Here is a 16,542-nt window from a genome sequence, read left to right as displayed (position 1 = left end):
TCGCTTGCGCTCGGCGGTCGCCTTCGCGAAGCGCGCCCCGTCTTCGGTTCACTCGCTCCGCTCGTTCACGCCGGGACTTTAGTGCCCAATCCTCCCTGGCAGTAGCAATCGGGAGTGTGATCTGCAACCGACCTGATCAGGTGAACCAATCCCGGCGACCCGATGGTCAGATCATCAGCCCGAGATCCTGCGCCAGGATCGCCGCCTGCACCCGGCTGCGCAGCCGCAGCTTCGCCAGGATCCGACTGACGTGCGTCTTCGTGGTCGCCTCCGCCATCGCCAGCCGGGCCGCGATCTCCCCGTTCGACAGCCCTGCGCCGATGCACGCCAGCACCTCCCGCTCGCGCGGGGTGAGCCCGGCCACCGCCTCCCGGGTGTCCGGCCCGACCGTCCGGTCCGGCCGGGCGAAGGTGCCGATAAGCCGCCTGGTCACCGAGGGCGCCAGCATGCCGTCCCCGCGCGCCACCGTCCGGATGCCCTCGACCAGGGTGTCCGCCTCCAGGTCCTTGAGCAGGAACCCGGCCGCGCCGGCCCGCAGCGCGCCGTACACGTACTCGTCCAGGTCGAAGGTGGTCAGCACGAGCACCTGGGCCGCCCCGGCGGCCACCACCTCGCGGGTCGCCGAGACGCCGTCCAGACGCGGCATCTGCACGTCCATCAGCACGACGTCCGGCCGCAGCTCCAGGGCCAGCCGGACGGCCTCCTCGCCGTCGGCGGCCTGCCCGACCACCTCGACGTCCGGCTCGGCCCGCAGGATCATCACCAGCGCCGCCCGCACGGCCGCCTGGTCCTCGGCCACCAGCACCCGAATCGTCACGCGCGTCCCTCGTTCCCTTCGCTCCCGTGGGCGCGCGGCAGCACCGCGCGCACGCTCCAGCTCCCGTCCCGCGGCCCCGCCTCGAAGCTGCCGCCGAGCAGCCCGGCACGCTCCGACATGCCCACCAGCCCGGCCCGCGCGCCGGGCAGTCCGCGGCCCTCCTCGTCCCGGTACGGGCTGTCGACGGCGATCCGCAGTTCCCCGGGTCCGAAGTCCAGCCGCAGCCGCACGAGCCCCGGTCCGGCGTGCTTGAGCACGTTGGTCAGCGACTCCTGCACGATCCGGTACGCGGCCAGCCCGACCGGCACCGGCACCTCGCCGCGCTCGCCGCGCTCGGTGAGCTCGAACTCCAGCCCGACGTCCCGGCCGGCCGCGCGGGCCTTCGCCAACAGCGCGTCCACCGCGGCGAGGTCGGGCGCCGCGTAGGACTCGTCGACCTCGCCCCCGCCACTGTCCCGAAGCAGTCCGATCATGCGACGCATTTCGGCCAATCCTTGGACGCTGTTCTCCCGGATCACCGCGAGCACCTCGACCAGCGGGTCGTCCTGCACCCGCCGCTGACGCCGCGCGATGGACTGCGCACCGGTCGCGTGGATCGCGATCGCCGACAGGTGGTTGGCCACCACGTCGTGCAACTCCCGTGCCATCCGGGCCCGTTCGGCGACGATGGCCTCGCGCCGGTCCATCTCCGAGAGCAGCGCGGTCTGTTCGGCGCGCAGCCGCTCGGTCTCCGCCTCCTGCCGGTGCTTGCGCACCACGTCCCCGGTCCACACCGGCACCAGGAAGACCAGCGAACCGACCACCACGATCAGCAGCCCGGACGGCGTGCCGTCGTAGACCAGCGCCAGCGTGGAGAGCACCAGCACGGTGCCCCCGCCGGTCAGGTGCAGGACCCGGGACATCCGGGGGCTGCCGTAGATCACCGCCGCGTACAGCAGGTCGGTGTACATGATGGTCGTCGCCAGCAGGCTGCCCGCCGTCACACTGCCCGCGAACGCGAGTCCGCCCAGCGACACCGCCAGCACGGGCCTGGTCCGCCGGAACAGTTCCAGCGCGGCCATCACCAGCAGCGGCGCCACCACCGCCCAGAGCGGGGTGTCGCCGGGCCGGTCGTACACCTTGAAGGCGATCAGCACCGCACCGCCGAGCAGCCCGCAGAGGGCGATCAGCCGGTCCAGCGCGCGCGGTGAAAAGGACGGACGGAGCACACCCCCATCTCACCACCCCCGGTGGACCGCTCCGCTCCGGTCCACGGAGGAGTCGGCTACATCGAAAGATGCACGCGCGGACGGCACCGCACGACGACGACACGACCGCGTGCCCGCGCGAGTCTGGTGGCACCGCCGACCGTCCGGGAGCACAACGTGATCGTCACCCTCATCGTCGCGGCCGAGGTCTCCTGGTGGATCCTGCTCGGCCTCGGCCTCTTCGCCCGCTACCTGCTGCGGTGGCGCCGCACCAGCACCGTGCTGCTGGTCGGGCTCCCGGTGGTCGACCTCACGCTGTACGCGCTCACCGTGCTCGACCTGCGCGGCGGCACCACCGCGAGCTGGACACACGCCCTCGCCGCGAGCTACGCGGGCTTCTCGGTCGGCTACGGCCCCTCGCTCGTCCGCTGGGCCGACCGGCACTTCCTGCACCGCTTCGCGGGCGGCCCCAAGCCGCTGCCCTCGCCCAAGTACGGCCCGGAGCGGACCAGGTACGAGTGGCAGGTGGCTGGCCGGACGGTCGTCTCGGCCGTCATCACACTGGGCCTGATCACCCTCCTGGTCCCGCTCTCCGCGGGCTCCGCCCACTTCGGCATGTTCACGCAGTGGTACATCAGGCTGGGCGCGGCGGCCGTGATCAACCTGATCGTCGCCGGCTGCTACTCCTACTGGCCGAAGGAGCCGCCGGCCGGCGTGACGGTCGTCGACGGCCGCCCGGTCGAGCGGCCCGCCCCCGAGAAGGCCCCGCTGCCCTAGCTAGCGGTTCTCCCCCGGCGCCCAGAGCACGTCGCCGCGCTCCTTGTTGGCCGTCCGGGCCAGGATGAAGAGCAGGTCGGAGAGCCGGTTGAGGTACTTGGCGGTCAGCGGGTTGACGGTGTCCCCGTGCGTCTCGATCGCCGCCCAGGTGGCCCGCTCGGCCCGCCGCACCACCGTGCAGGCCAGGTGCAGGTAGGCCGCGCCGGGCGTGCCGCCGGGCAGGATGAAGCTGCGCAGCTTCTCCAGCTGCTCCAGGTAGTGGTCGCAGTCGCCCTCCAGCCGGTCGATGTACGACTGCAGGACCCGCAGGGGCGGGTACTCCGGGGCCTCGACGACGGGCGTGGCCAGGTCCGCGCCGACGTCGAACAGGTCGTTCTGGATCCGCGTGAGCACCGCGACGACGTCCTGCGGCAGCGCCCCGGCCGCGATGGCCACGCCGATCGCCGCGTTCGCCTCGTTGGCGTCGGCGTACGCGACCAGTCGCGGGTCGGTCTTGGTGGTCCGGCTCATGTCGCCCAGCGCGGTGGTGCCGTCGTCGCCGGTACGGGTGTAGATGCGCGTCAGATTGACCATGCGGCCAGACTAGCCGGGCCGTCAGGCGACGTTGACCCTCTGGCCGGGCGGTGCCGCCTCCAGCCAGGCGAGGAAGCCGGTGAGCGCGTCCTCGCTCATCGCGAGCTCCAGCGGGGCGCCGTTGTGCAGGCAGCGCAGCACCACCGAGCCGGAGAGCAGCGCGAGCTCCTCCTGGCCCTCCGGGTAGCGCCGGCCGAGGACCTCGATCTCCCGGCGCGGGAGCACCTTGCGCGGGCGCGGGGCGTACGAGAAGACCCGGAACCACTCGATCGAGTCACCGCTGTACCGGCCGATACCAAAAACCCACCCCTTGCCGTCGGTCTGGGGGACCGGGGCCGAGGTGGGCTTGCCGTTCTCGTCGAGGTCGGGCTGCGTCGAGGCGTCGGCGGGCATTTTGAGCCGGTAGCTGCAGTCGAAGGTGCCGCCGACCCGCTGGATGAGGCGGCGTCGCACCGCGAACGCGACCAGGCCGATCACACCCAGCGCCACGACCGCCGCGCACACCACAAGGGCGAGGACCATGCTCACCTACCTCCTCGCTACCCGCGTTCCCCGTATCGGTCGTACCAGGCGACCGCGTTGACCTACCAACTGAGACGACAGTCCCGGGGTCACGCTCGCGCGTCCCCGGGACCGTCGGTCGACCCCGCTAAACCAGGGTCCGGCACACTCAGGCGTGGGCCTTGAGGCCGCGCGCCGCGAACAGACGCACCTCGGCGCGCCGCTCGGCGTGCGCGTCCAGGTCCGCCTTGGCCTTCTCCAGTGCGCGCTCGGCGCGCGCGACGTCGATCTCGTCCGCCAGCTCGGCGATCTCCGCGAGCAGAGACAGCTTGTTGTCGGCGAAGGAGATGAAGCCGCCGTGCACCGCGGCGATCACGGTGCCGCCGTCCACCGTGCGGATGGTGACCGGGCCGGTCTCCAGCACGCTCAGCACCGGGGTGTGACCCGGCATGATGCCGGTGTCACCGGAGGCCGTACGGGCGACGACGATGGTGGCCGCACCGGACCACACCTTGCGGTCGGCTGCGACCAGCTCGACGTGCAGCTCAGCCAACGTGGGCTCCTAGGCTCATGCAACCCCCGATTACTCGGGAGTTTCGGTAAGAATAACGGCCCCGCGCCTCCGGCATGAAACCGGCGGCACGGATTTGACCGGAATCACAGCCGATGCGACGCGAGGGGTGGGTCCCAGGGTTGGGGCCCACCCCTCACGGTCACTCAGCTGCTACCGGCCGCGATTACTTCTTCGCCAGCTCGGCGGCGTTCTTCTCGAGGTCCTCGATGCCACCGCACATGAAGAAGGCCTGCTCCGGGACGGCGTCGTACTTGCCGTCCGCGATCGCGTTGAACGCCTCGATGGTCTCCGACAGCGGAACGGTCGAGCCGTCGACGCCGGTGAACTGCTTCGCCACGTAGGTGTTCTGCGAGAGGAAGCGCTCGATGCGACGGGCGCGGTGCACCGTGATCTTGTCTTCCTCGGACAGCTCGTCGATACCGAGGATCGCGATGATGTCCTGCAGGTCCTTGTACTTCTGCAGGATCCCCTTGATACGGACGGCCGTGTCGTAGTGGTTCTGCGCGATGTACCGCGGGTCGAGGATGCGGGACGTGGAGTCCAGCGGGTCGACGGCCGGGTAGATGCCCTTCTCCGAGATCGGGCGCGACAGAACGGTGGTCGCGTCCAGGTGGGCGAAGGTGGTGGCCGGGGCCGGGTCGGTCAGGTCGTCCGCGGGGACGTAGATCGCCTGCATCGAGGTGATCGAGTGACCGCGGGTCGAGGTGATGCGCTCCTGCAGGAGGCCCATCTCGTCGGCCAGGTTCGGCTGGTAACCCACCGCGGAGGGCATGCGGCCGAGCAGGGTCGACACCTCGGAACCGGCCTGGGTGAACCGGAAGATGTTGTCGATGAAGAGCAGCACGTCCTGCTTCTGCACATCGCGGAAGTACTCCGCCATGGTCAGCGCGGACAGGGCGACGCGCAGACGGGTGCCCGGCGGCTCGTCCATCTGGCCGAAGACCAGGGCGGTCTTGTCCAGAACGCCCGAGTCCACCATCTCGTGGATCAGGTCGTTGCCCTCACGGGTGCGCTCGCCGACGCCGGCGAACACCGACACACCACCGAAGTTCTCGGCGACGCGGTAGATCATCTCCTGGATCAGAACGGTCTTGCCGACACCGGCACCACCGAACAGACCGATCTTGCCACCCTGGACGTACGGGGTGAGCAGGTCGATGACCTTGATGCCAGTCTCGAACATCTCGGTCTTCGACTCGAGCTCGGAGAAGTTCGGGGCCTTGCGGTGGATCGGCCAGCGAACCTCGACCTGCGAGTTGAACTCGTCCTTGTCGACGTTCAGGACCTCACCGAGGGCGTTGAACACCTTGCCCTTGGTGATGTCGCCGACCGGCACGGAGATGGCGGCACCGGTGTCGGTGACCTGCGCGCCACGGACCAGGCCGTCGGTCGGCTGCATCGAGATGCCGCGGACCAGGCCGTCGCCGAGGTGCTGGGCGACCTCGAGGGTCAGGATCTTCTTGCCCGAGCCGTCGGGGTTCTCGACCTCGACGCGCAGGGCGTTGAACATGTCCGGAATAGCGTCGACGGGGAACTCCACGTCGACGACCGGGCCGATGACCCGCGCGACGCGGCCCGTCGCCGTGGTCGGCTCAACAGTGGTGGTCATTCTCATTCGCTCCCGCGGCTGGCGTCAGCGAGCGCGTTGGCGCCACCGACAATCTCGCTGATTTCCTGGGTGATCTCGGCCTGACGGGCCGAGTTGGCAAGCCGCGTGAGCGACTTGATGAGCTCGCCGGCGTTGTCCGTCGCGCTCTTCATCGCACGGCGGCGGGCGGCGTGCTCGGAAGCGGCCGACTGCAGCAGCGCGTTGTAGATCCGGCTCTCGACGTACCGCGGCAGCAGCGCGTCGAGGACGCCCTCCGCCGACGGCTCGAAGTCGTACAGCGGGAAGATCTCGTGCTTCGCCTTCGACTCGTCGCTGAGCTCGACCTCGTCGAGCTTCAGCGGCAGCAGCCGGGCGTCCACCGCGGTCTGCGTCAGCATCGACTCGAACTTCGTCGAGATCAGGTGCAGCTCGTCCACGCCGCCCGTCTCGGCCGTGAAGGCCTCGATCAGGTCGGCCGCCACGGCCTTCGCGTCGCCGTAGGTCGGCTTGTCGGAGAAGCCGGTCCACGACTTCTCGACCACGAGGTCGCGGAAGGTGTAGTACGAGACGCCCTTGCGACCGACGATGTACGTCACCACGTCCTTGCCCTCTTCGCGGAGCTTCGCGCTGAGCGCGAGACCCTGCTTGATGGCGTTGGTCGAGTAACCGCCCGCCAGGCCGCGGTCCGCCGTGATCAGCAGGACGGCGGCACGCGAGGCGCTCGGGTTCTCGGTGGTGAGCGGGTGCTTGGCGTTGGACCGGGTGGCCACCGCCGTCACCGCCCGGGTGAGCTCATCGGCGTACGGAGTGGAGGCGGCCACCGCGCGCTGCGCCTTGACGATGCGCGACGCGGAGATCATCTCCATCGCCTTGGTGATCTTCTTCGTCGCGGTGACAGAGCGGATCCGGCGCTTGTAGACCCGAAGCTGTGCTCCCATGGGTCGTTACGTCCTTTCCCTCGCTACCGGACTCAGGCCTGCTCGCCGAGGAGCTTGCCGTCGGCGGTGGTGAAGCCCTGCTTGAAGGCGGCGATCGCGCTGGTGAGGGCGTCGATGGTGCCGTCCTCCAGCTTGCTGGTCTCGACGATGCCGGCCAGCAGGTCCTTGTGCTGCAGGCGCAGGTGGTCCAGGAACTCGCGCTCGAAGCGGCGGATGTCCGCGACCGGGACGTCGTCCAGCTTGCCGGTGGTACCGGCCCAGATGGAGACGACCTGCTCCTCGACCGGGAACGGCTGGTACTGGCCCTGCTTCAGCAGCTCGACCATGCGCGCACCGCGCTCCAGCTGGGCCTTGGAGGCCGGGTCCAGGTCGGAACCGAAGGCGGCGAACGCCTCCAGCTCGCGGTACTGGGCCAGGTCCAGGCGCAGACGGCCGGCGACCGACTTCATGGCCTTGATCTGGGCCGAGCCACCGACACGGGAGACCGAGATGCCGACGTTCACGGCCGGGCGGATGCCGGCGTTGAACAGGTCGGACTCCAGGAAGCACTGGCCGTCGGTGATGGAGATGACGTTGGTCGGGATGTACGCCGAGACGTCGTTGGCCTTGGTCTCGATGATCGGCAGACCGGTCATCGAGCCCGCGCCCAGCTCGTCGGAGAGCTTCGCGCAGCGCTCCAGCAGGCGGGAGTGCAGGTAGAAGACGTCACCCGGGTAGGCCTCGCGGCCCGGCGGGCGGCGCAGCAGCAGGGAGACGGAGCGGTAGGCCTCGGCCTGCTTCGACAGGTCGTCGAAGATGATCAGGACGTGCTTGCCGTCGTACATCCACTCCTGGCCGATGGCCGAACCGGTGTACGGGGCGAGGTACTTGAAGCCGGCCGGGTCGGAGGCGGGAGCGGCCACGATGGTGGTGTACTCCAGCGCGCCGGCCTCCTCCAGGGCGCCGCGGACGGACGCGATGGTGGAGCCCTTCTGGCCGACGGCGACGTAGATGCAGCGGACCTGCTTCTTCGGGTCGCCCGAGCGCCAGTTGTCGCGCTGGTTGATGATCGTGTCGATCGCCACGGCGGTCTTGCCGGTCTGGCGGTCACCGATGATCAGCTGGCGCTGGCCGCGGCCGATCGGGGTCATCGCGTCGATGGCCTTGATGCCGGTCTGCATCGGCTCGTGGACCGACTTGCGGACCATGACGCCGGGGGCCTGCAGCTCCAGGGCGCGGCGGCCGGTGGAGGCGATCTCGCCCAGGCCGTCGATCGGGTTGCCCAGCGGGTCCACGACGCGGCCGAGGTAGCCGTCGCCGACCGGGACCGAGAGGACCTCGCCCGTGCGGCGCACGGTCTGGCCCTCCTCGATGCCGCCGAACTCACCGAGGATGACGACACCGATCTCGCGGGTGTCGAGGTTCAGCGCGAGGCCGAGCGTGCCGTCCTCGAACTTCAGCAGCTCGTTGGCCATGACCGAGGGCAGACCCTCGACATGCGCGATGCCGTCCGCCGCGTCAGTGACCGTGCCGACCTCTTCCACAGAAGCGGCGTCCGGCTGGTACGACTGGACAAAGTCGGCCAGCGCGTCCCGGATCTCCTCCGGACGGATCGTAAGCTCCGCCATCAGGCTTCCCTGCTCTCCTAGTTTGCGATCCTCGGCCCGCCATTGAGGGCCGCAAGTATTCGACTCTCGGCCGGGTCTGCCGAACCGGCCGTACGATTTGCCGGCTCCGGTGGGAGCCGGTTTCCCGACCGAGGGTCGGATGTGCTGCTTCGGTGCTCAGCCTTCGAGCGACTGGCGAGCGCCCTCGAGGCGGCTCGACACGGTGCCCTCGATGATCTCGTCGCCGATCTGGACCCGGACACCGCCGATGACCTCGGGGTCGACGTCGATGTTCAGGTGGACCTGACGGCCGTACATCCGGCCCAGAGCACCGGCGAGGCGCTCCTTCTGGGCGTCCGACATCAGCACCGCGGTGGTGACGAGGGCCACCACGCGGCCACGACGCGCGGAGGCGAGCTTCGAGTAGGACTCCAGGCCCTGCTCCAGGCTACGGCCACGCGGCGCGTTCACGAGGGCGGTGACCAGCCGGACGGTGCCCGCGTTGGCGCGGCCGCCGAGCAGCTTCTTGATCAGCTCCGCCTTGGCGACGGCGCCGGCCTTCGGCTCGGTCAGCGCGGCGCGCAGCTCGTGCGAGCCGCTCACCACCCGGCCGAAGCGGAACAGCTCGTCCTCGACGTCGTCCAGGACGCCGGCCTTGTCGGCGGCGATGACCTCGGCGTACGCGGCGAGCTCCTCGGTCGCGTCGACCAGGTCACGCGAGCCGGACCAGCGCGAACGGACCAGGCCGGAGACCAGGTCGACGGTCTCGCCGGAGACCTGACCGGTCAGCAGCGAGGAGACCAGCTGGGCCTTGTCCTGGCCCGACCGGGACGGGTCGGTCAGGACGCGGCGCAGCGACACCTCACGGTCCAGCAGGGCCGTGACGGCGGTGAGCTCCTCGGCGAGCTTGACCGCGTCCACCGAGGTGGAGTCGGTCAGGCTCTCCAGGTTCTGCCGCCCGGCGGCGAGGGCCTCGCGGCTTGCGCCGATCACTTGGCCGCACCCTGAGCAACGGCGGCCTTGGCCTCCAGCTCGTCCAGGAAGCGGTCGATCACGCCGCTCTGCCGGGCGTGGTCCTCGAGGGACTCACCCACGATGCGGGAGGCCAGCTGGGAGGCCAGCGAACCCACGTCCTGGCGCAGGGCGGCAGTCGCCTGCTTCTTGTCGGCCTCGATCTGCGCGTGGCCGGCAGCGACGATGGCCTCGCGCTGACGCTGGCCCTCCTCGCGCATCTCGGCGAGCTGGGCAGCGCCCTGCTCGCGAGCCTGCTCGACGATGCGGGCAGCCTCGTGACGCGCCTCGGCGAGATCGGCGCGGTACTGCTCAAGCAGGGCCTGGGCCTCGGCCTGGGCGGCCTCGGCGCGCTCCATGCCGCCCTCGATGGCGTCCCGGCGCTCCGACAGCACCTTCTCGATGCTGGGGAGGAGCTTCTTGCCGAGCAGACCGAAGACGATGAAGAAGCAGAGCAGGCCGATGATCACCTCGGGCCACGCGGGGAGGAGAGGGTTCATCTTCTCCTCGGCCGCGAGCGAAAGCACGGGGCTCATATCTGGACCTTCCTCAGAAAGGGTCTACGGCGGATTACTTGTTGCCGAAGACGAACGGCATGACGATGCCGATGAGGGCGAGCGCCTCGGTCAGCGCGAAGCCGATGAACATGTTGGAGCGGATGAGACCAGCGGCCTCGGGCTGGCGGGCCATGGCCTGGACACCGTTACCGAAGATGAGACCGACGCCGATGCCGGGGCCGATGGCGGCGAGGCCGTAGCCGATGGAGGCGACGGAACCGTAGACAGTGCCCTCAGCGATGAAGCTCATTGACGTGTGTCCTTTGCAGGGGTGGTGAACCGGTGGTGATTGGCCACCGGGCGATCCGGGAGGTGGTTCGGGGCGGGGCCGGGGCCCCCTGGCTCAGTGCGACTCTTCGAGGGCACCGGCGATGTAGCTGCTGGCCAGCATCACGAAGATGTAGGCCTGCAGGAACTGGACCAGCAGCTCGAAGGCGGTCAGCGCGACGGCCACGATGAAGGAGGCCGAGCCGTACAGCGCGCCCAGGGTCGGGCTGAGCAGGTACCAGGAGGCGATGGAGAACATCACGATCAGCAGGTGGCCGGCGAACATGTTCGCGAAGGCTCGGACCGCGAGCGTGAAGGGGCGCACGAAGATGTTCGAGAAGAACTCGATCGGCACCAGGATGAACATGACCCAGCCGGGGATGCCCGAGGGCCAGCAGAGGTTCTTCAGACCGCCGACGAAGCCGTGCTTCTTGAAGGTCAGCGTCATGTAGGTGATCCACACGACCGCCGCGAGGCCGGCCGGGAACGCGATCGCCGCCGACACGGGGAACTGCGCGAAGGGGATGATCGACATGATGTTCATCAACCAGATGAAGAAGAACATCGAGACGAGCATCGGGACGTACTTCTCGCCCTTCTTGCCGATCGTCTCCAGCACGATGGAGCGCTTGACGAAGTCGTAGCCGATCTCACCGACCAGCTGCAGCTTGCCGGGAACCAGGCGGGGCTTGGCGAAGGCGGCCCAGAAGAAGACGACCACCAGCACGGCGACGATCATCGACAGCAGCATCGGCTTGTTGAAGTCGACGCCACCGATCGTGAAGATCGGCTTGAACGAGAACTCGTTCAGACCCGGCGCCGGGAAGCCGCAGCCAGCGTCCCCGAAGTGGCAACTGCTGGCGAGGGGGAGTTCAGCACTCACCACGGACTCCTTCGTCGTGACGCATGGTTACGGCAACCTCGGTGTGTCGGCGCGGCCTGCGGCCACGGAGCGGCACTGGAACTTGATGGGTTTCTCGCGGATCCGGCGCGGCGGTGCGCTGCACCGCCGCGGGATCATCGAAGACTGCGCGGATCCGGGGGGCGATCCGTCCACTGTCCGGACAGACCTGGCCTCTTCCCGTACTCCGTTGTTGCGACGGACGATAGCAGCCCGTCAGTGGCGCATAAACACCGCCCCCCTCGTTGGGGGGACAGTCGGACCTCGTCACTGTTGACGTCCCGAGCCGGAGGACTTGTCGTCCTTCTTTTCGGAGGCGTCGGGGACGACGTAGAAGGTCTTGGCCTTGAGCGCGCCGCGCACCTGGAAGCCCGTCCAGACCAGGGCGCAGCCGAGCAGGGTGAACGCGAACGCCTGCCGGTTGAAGAGTTCGGTGTTCTTGAAGACCGCGAGGACGATGCCGACCAGCAGGATCTGCGTGGTGTACACGAGCAGCGCGGCGGCCATCATGATCTGCGGGTTCGACCTGGTCAGCCGGTCGAGCGCGATCTGACCGAAGGTGAAGAAGGCCATCACGAGCAACGCGCCGAACAGGGCGCCGAGCAGAGCCTTCCCACCGGCGACGGGGAACGAGATCGCCATGGCGATGATCCCGGCGACCGCAGTGGGAATCGCGGCGCCTCGGAGGATCCGGGCGTCGGTGGACGGCATGTCGGCAGCTCCGGCGGCATGTCGGTGAAACGGGGACGGGGCACAGCACTTGGTGGGGTGACACCGGACCGAGTGGCCGCCGCCGGGCCGCCCGCTGGAGCGACGGGCCCGTCGAGGGAGACCGACCGGGGACGGAAGTCCTCCACCTGTCAGGTCTTTCGGCGTGTTCTCGGTACTCGTGAACGGTATCACAAACTATTTGATGAGAGCTTTACCATGAATATGTGGCTCCTGTCACACTGACGGAGCAGGAGTGCCGCCGAACGGGTGAACCTTTCTGGCGGCACGTCAACTCCCTTGCTAGCGGCGACCGGTGGCGCGACCGTGGTCGTCGAGCGCCGAGGAGCCCTGGCCGGCTTCACCAAGAAGTTGCTTGTCCTTTGCCGACAGTTCAGCCATCGGGCCCGAGGGCTGGCGGCGGTACCGCGGCGGGACGAAGGCCTGCACCGCGCGGGGGGCGCGCGGCCGGAACCGCGGCGTCAGCAGCACCACCAGGCCGACCAGGCAGAGCCCGGCGAGCGTCAGCACCACCGTGCGGCCGGTGTTGGTGACCGAGAACGCCACCGTGCCGAAGGCGATCAGCGCCGCCCAGAAGTACATGATCAGCACGGCCCGGCTGTGCGAGTGCCCGACCTGGAGCAGCCGGTGGTGCAGGTGCCGCTTGTCCGCGGCGAACGGCGACTGGCCGGCCCAGGTGCGGCGGACGACGGCGAGCAGCAGGTCCGCCAGCGGCAGCGCGATGACCGTCAGCGGCAGCAGCAGCGGGATGTAGATCGGCACCAAGGCGTGCACGGTGGCGGTCTGCGAACCGGTCTCGCTGGTGATCAGGTCGGGGTCGACGCGCCCGGTGATCGAGATCGCGGCGACGGCCAGCATGAGGCCCAGCATCATCGAGCCGGAGTCGCCCATGAAGATCCGCGCGGGGTGCATGTTGTGTGCCAGGAAGCCCAGGCACATGCCGATCAGCAGCACGCTGAACAGCACGGCGGGCGCCGCGTCGGTGATCGTGTAGCCGTACCAGAGCCGGTAGGAGTACAGGAAGAACGCCATCGCGGCGATGCACACCATGCCGCCGGCCAGGCCGTCCAGCCCGTCGATGAAGTTCACCGCGTTGACCATGACGACGACCAGCGTCACCGAGATGACCATGCCCTGGGTGGGGCTGACCGCGACCGCGCCGACGCCGGGCACCGGGAGGGTGATCACCGTGACGCCCTGCCAGACCATCACACCGGCGGCGATCATCTGGCCGCCGAGCTTCACCAGCGCGTCCACGCCCCACTTGTCGTCGAGCACGCCGAGCAGCCACATGATCCCGGCGCCGGACAGCAGCGCGCGGATGTCGGTGCCCTGGGTGAACACCTTGCTCAGGTTGTCGAGTTGGGAGGCGACCAGGATGCCCGCGCACAGCCCGCCGAACATCGCGATGCCGCCGAGCCGCGGGGTGGGCTCGCGGTGCACGTCCCGGGCCCGGACCGGCGGCATGGCGCCGGCCGCGATCGCGAACTTCCGGACCGGGCCGGTCAGCAGATAGGTGACGGCCGCAGTGCAGAACAGCACCAGCAGATACTCACGCACCACTGGCCTCCTGCGTCACTGTCCTACGGGAAGGTACCGAAGGTACTCCCGCGCCTGTCCGGGGTTCGAGGTGCGTCGCCACGGCACACACCTTATTGAGTCGGACGCCGAGGACGCGCATCGCGGTTCGCCCTGCCGGGTAGGAGGACCGGATACGTCGGCGCCGTCGATCACGCCCGGTCCGCGAACGCCAGGGCCAGCTCCCGCACCCGTTCGCCCACCCGGACGGCCTCGCCCCCCGCGAGCGACCGCCCGATCAGCCCGGCGATCTCCGTGAGCTCCCGCTCCCCCATCCCCTGCGTGATCACCGTGCCGGTGCCCAGCCGGATCCCGGAGGCCTCGGACGGCGGCGCGGGGTCGTACGGCAGCGCGCTCTTGCCGAGCAGCAGTCCGGCCGCCGCGCAGCGCCGCTCCGCCTCGGCTCCGCTGACGCCCAGCGGGCGCACGTCGGCCGTCACGAGGTGGGTGTCGGTCCCGCCGGTCAACGGCCGCATACCGGCCTGCGCGAGCCCCTGCGCGAGCACGCGCGCCCCGGCCACCGTCCGGCGCGCGTACGCCCGGTAGGCGGGCGTCGCCGCCTCCGCGAGCGCGACGGCCTTGCCGGCCACCTCGTTCATCGCCGCACCGCCCTGGCTGAACGGGAACACCGCCCGGTCGATCCGCTCCGCCAGCTCCGCGGTGGACAGCAGCAGGCCCCCGCGCGGGCCGCGCAGCAGCTTGTGGGTGGCCGCCACGGTGACGTCCGCGAACGGCACCGGGGAGGGCGCCGCACCGCCCGCGATCAGGCCCGTGATCTGCGCGGCGGAGGCGATGAGGTACGCGTCCACCTCGTCGGCGATCTCCCGGAAGGCGGCCCAGTCCGGGTGCCGGGGGTAGGAGATCGAACCCGCCACGATGGCCTTCGGGCGCACGCTGCGGGCGAGTTCGCGCACCTGGTCGAGGTCGATCAGCCCGTCGTCCTCGCGCACGCCGTAGCCGGTGAAGGCGAACCAGCGGCCGGAGAAGTTCGCCCGCGAGCCGCAGCTCAGGTGGCCCCCGTGCTCCAGCGACATCGCCAGAACGCCGTCACCGGGCTGCAGCAGCGCCGCGTACGCCGCCAGCATCGCCGAAGTCGCCGACCGCGGCTGGACGTTGGCGTGGGACGCGGCGAACAGCTCGCGCGCCCGGTCGACCGCGAGGAGCTCCGCGGCGTCCGCGAGGGCGCAACCGGTGTGGTGCCGGCGTCCGGGGTACCCCTCGGCGTACTTGTCGATCAACGGGCCGCCCAGGGCCGCCAGGACGGCCGGTGAGGTCAGGTTCTCCCCCGCCAGCAGCTGGATCGTCTCGGCCCGCCGCTCGGCCTCCGCGGCCAGCAGGTCGGCCAGCTGGGGATCCGCCCGGAGCAGCGCCTCGGACGCCCACGGGCGCCCCCTCGTCGCGGTCGGGCCGGTCGCGGCATCGGTGACGGTCATGGCGGTACTCCCGGGCGCTACGGGGTCGGTCCCTCCAGCGTAGGACCGGGCCCCGCGAGCGGCTCGCCGACGCGGGGCCGGTGCACCCGGGCGGGCGCTCGGGGCGGCGCTGTCACCCGCCGGGCCCAGAGCCCCGCGGGGGCATCAAGCAGGGTGCGCGGACACCCCGGTGAGCGCGGTGACGACCGGGTCGACCGCGTGGAATATCTCCTCGCCGCAGTTGCGGAACATGCCGATCGGCGCCCCGTACGGGTCGTCCACCTCGTCGGACTCCGGAGTGGCGGCCAGCAGCCAGCCGCGCAGCGCGGCGGCCGCCCGGACCAGCGCGCGGGCGCGCTCGGTGACGTCCGCGCCGCGGCGCGGGTCGGGCAGGGTGCCCGGGTCTATCGTCCGCACCAGACGGGTGAACTCCTTCAGGGTGAAGGTGCGCAGCCCCGCCTCGTGGCCCATCGAGATGACCTGGGCGCGGTGGTCCAGGGTCGCCGTGAGCACCAGGTCGGCCTCGACCACGTGCTCGTCCAGCAGCTCCCGGCCGGTGAAGCCGCCGCTGTCGGCGCCGTACTCGTTGAGCACGGTCGCGGCGTGGTCCTCCATCGGCGCGCCCTCGTGGCCCCAGGTGCCGGCGCTCTCCACCAGGATCCGCCCGGCCACCCGGGGGCTGAGCCGGGTGTCCAGCTCACGCCGGGTCAGCCGCTCGGCGATCGGCGAGCGGCAGATGTTGCCGGTGCAGACGTACAGGATCCGGAAGTGGTCCAGCGGCCTGGGACCCACGCTCAGGTACGGCGCTATGCCCGGCCCGGCGTGGAGCGAGGCGGTGGGTGTCAACTTCCGGCCTCCAGGTCGGGGACGACCTCCCTCAGCTGCTCGACGCTGATCGCGCCGGCCCGCAGCAGGACCGGGACCTTGCCCGTGACATCGACGATGGACGAGGCGGTCGCGTGGTCGGCCTGCCCGCCGTCCAGGTAGACCGAGACGGCGTCGCCGAGCTGCGCCTGCGCCTCGTCGCAGGTGGCCGGGGACGGGCCGCCGGTCTTGTTGGCGCTGGAGACGGCGAGCGGGCCGGTGGTGTTCAGCAGCTCGATGGCGACCGGGTGCAGCGGCATCCGGACGGCGACGGTGCCGCGGGTCTCCCCGAGGTCCCAGCGCAGCGAGGGCTGGTGCCGGGCGACCAGGGTGAGGCCGCCGGGCCAGAAGGCGTCGACGAGTTCCCAGGCCTGCTCGGAGAAGTCGGTGACCAGCCCGTGCAGGGTGGTCGGCGAGCCGACCAGGACGGGCGAGGGCATGTTGCGGCCCCGGCCCTTGGCGGCCAGCAGGGCGGCCACGGCCTCCGGCGAGAACGCGTCCGCGCCGACGCCGTACAGGGTGTCGGTGGGCAGCACGACGAGTTCGCCGCGGCGGATCGCCGAGGCGGCCTCCCGCAGACCGGTGGCGCGGTCCCCGGCGTCGGCACAGTCGTAGCGGCGGCTCATCGGTGCGGTCCCCTTCCGGAGTGGCTCATGACGTTCACAGCGCGGCCCTACGGGCG

At 70.3% G+C, this 16,542-nt stretch carries 18 protein-coding genes; 1 reads left to right on the top strand and 17 read right to left on the bottom strand.

Annotation, left to right across the window (positions count from 1 at the left end):
• Positions 1–166: 166 nt before the first annotated feature.
• Together ACWCXH_RS03335 and ACWCXH_RS03330 are read right to left on the bottom strand one after the other, a co-directional pair.
• A complete protein-coding gene (locus tag ACWCXH_RS03335; RefSeq protein WP_449799606.1) occupies positions 167–817 on the bottom strand; it encodes a response regulator in 651 nt (216 codons plus the stop codon).
• Positions 814–2,025 carry a sensor histidine kinase gene (locus ACWCXH_RS03330; protein WP_449799605.1) on the bottom strand — a complete coding sequence of 404 codons (1,212 nt, stop codon included), beginning with the start codon at positions 2,023–2,025 and terminating at the stop codon, positions 814–816. The genes ACWCXH_RS03335 and ACWCXH_RS03330 overlap by 4 nt, the downstream gene beginning before the upstream one ends.
• 156 nt (positions 2,026–2,181) lie before the next feature.
• On the opposite strand from ACWCXH_RS03330, the gene ACWCXH_RS03325 reads away from it, so the two are divergent.
• Positions 2,182–2,781 carry a hypothetical protein gene (locus ACWCXH_RS03325; protein WP_449799604.1) on the top strand — a complete coding sequence of 200 codons (600 nt, stop codon included), beginning with the start codon at positions 2,182–2,184 and terminating at the stop codon, positions 2,779–2,781.
• Here ACWCXH_RS03325 and ACWCXH_RS03320 read toward each other — a convergent pair whose 3' ends face one another.
• From ACWCXH_RS03320 to ACWCXH_RS03250, 15 genes are all read right to left on the bottom strand, one after another.
• On the bottom strand, positions 2,782–3,354 hold the full coding sequence (locus tag ACWCXH_RS03320; RefSeq protein WP_449799603.1) for a cob(I)yrinic acid a,c-diamide adenosyltransferase: 573 nt from the start codon (positions 3,352–3,354) through the stop codon (positions 2,782–2,784). It abuts the gene before it with no gap.
• 21 nt (positions 3,355–3,375) lie between these two features.
• Positions 3,376–3,876 carry a DUF2550 domain-containing protein gene (locus ACWCXH_RS03315; RefSeq protein ID WP_218201846.1) on the bottom strand — a complete coding sequence of 167 codons (501 nt, stop codon included), beginning with the start codon at positions 3,874–3,876 and terminating at the stop codon, positions 3,376–3,378.
• A 148-nt stretch (positions 3,877–4,024) separates the two neighbouring features.
• Entirely contained in the window at positions 4,025–4,408 is a 384-nt protein-coding gene (locus ACWCXH_RS03310) for a F0F1 ATP synthase subunit epsilon (RefSeq protein ID WP_270144012.1), read from the bottom strand.
• Between the two features lie 184 nt (positions 4,409–4,592).
• A complete protein-coding gene (gene atpD / locus ACWCXH_RS03305) occupies positions 4,593–6,038 on the bottom strand; it encodes a F0F1 ATP synthase subunit beta (protein WP_449799602.1) in 1,446 nt (481 codons plus the stop codon).
• A 2-nt stretch (positions 6,039–6,040) separates the two neighbouring features.
• The gene (locus ACWCXH_RS03300; RefSeq protein ID WP_449799601.1) at positions 6,041–6,955 is read right to left on the bottom strand and encodes a F0F1 ATP synthase subunit gamma; all 915 of its coding nucleotides are present in this window, start codon (positions 6,953–6,955) and stop codon (positions 6,041–6,043) included.
• A 32-nt stretch (positions 6,956–6,987) separates the two neighbouring features.
• Entirely contained in the window at positions 6,988–8,562 is a 1,575-nt protein-coding gene (atpA, locus tag ACWCXH_RS03295; RefSeq protein WP_449799600.1) for a F0F1 ATP synthase subunit alpha, read from the bottom strand.
• A gap of 156 nt (positions 8,563–8,718) precedes the next feature.
• Positions 8,719–9,534 carry a F0F1 ATP synthase subunit delta gene (locus tag ACWCXH_RS03290; RefSeq protein ID WP_449799599.1) on the bottom strand — a complete coding sequence of 272 codons (816 nt, stop codon included), beginning with the start codon at positions 9,532–9,534 and terminating at the stop codon, positions 8,719–8,721.
• A complete protein-coding gene (locus ACWCXH_RS03285; RefSeq protein ID WP_449799598.1) occupies positions 9,531–10,088 on the bottom strand; it encodes a F0F1 ATP synthase subunit B in 558 nt (185 codons plus the stop codon). Before ACWCXH_RS03285 ends, ACWCXH_RS03290 begins: the two co-directional genes overlap by 4 nt.
• A 34-nt stretch (positions 10,089–10,122) precedes the next feature.
• Positions 10,123–10,359, bottom strand: a complete 237-nt coding sequence (gene atpE / locus ACWCXH_RS03280) for an ATP synthase F0 subunit C (RefSeq protein WP_329927975.1) — start codon at positions 10,357–10,359, stop codon at positions 10,123–10,125.
• Positions 10,360–10,452: 93 nt separating this feature from the next.
• Entirely contained in the window at positions 10,453–11,259 is an 807-nt protein-coding gene (gene atpB, locus ACWCXH_RS03275; RefSeq protein ID WP_449799597.1) for a F0F1 ATP synthase subunit A, read from the bottom strand.
• 285 nt (positions 11,260–11,544) lie between these two features.
• A complete protein-coding gene (locus ACWCXH_RS03270) occupies positions 11,545–11,988 on the bottom strand; it encodes a hypothetical protein (protein WP_449799596.1) in 444 nt (147 codons plus the stop codon).
• Between the two features lie 300 nt (positions 11,989–12,288).
• On the bottom strand, positions 12,289–13,566 hold the full coding sequence (locus tag ACWCXH_RS03265) for an MraY family glycosyltransferase (RefSeq protein ID WP_449799595.1): 1,278 nt from the start codon (positions 13,564–13,566) through the stop codon (positions 12,289–12,291).
• A 170-nt stretch (positions 13,567–13,736) separates the two neighbouring features.
• Positions 13,737–15,017, bottom strand: coding sequence for a serine hydroxymethyltransferase (locus ACWCXH_RS03260; protein WP_449799594.1), 1,281 nt, complete (start codon positions 15,015–15,017; stop codon positions 13,737–13,739).
• A gap of 144 nt (positions 15,018–15,161) precedes the next feature.
• Positions 15,162–15,842, bottom strand: coding sequence for an arsenate reductase/protein-tyrosine-phosphatase family protein (locus ACWCXH_RS03255; protein WP_449799593.1), 681 nt, complete (start codon positions 15,840–15,842; stop codon positions 15,162–15,164).
• Entirely contained in the window at positions 15,839–16,486 is a 648-nt protein-coding gene (locus ACWCXH_RS03250) for an L-threonylcarbamoyladenylate synthase (protein ID WP_449799592.1), read from the bottom strand. The genes ACWCXH_RS03255 and ACWCXH_RS03250 overlap by 4 nt, the downstream gene beginning before the upstream one ends.
• Positions 16,487–16,542 lie beyond the last annotated feature (56 nt).

Source organism: Kitasatospora sp. NPDC001660 (genome assembly GCF_053596725.1).
This window is presented reverse-complemented; position numbering and strand designations above follow the sequence as displayed.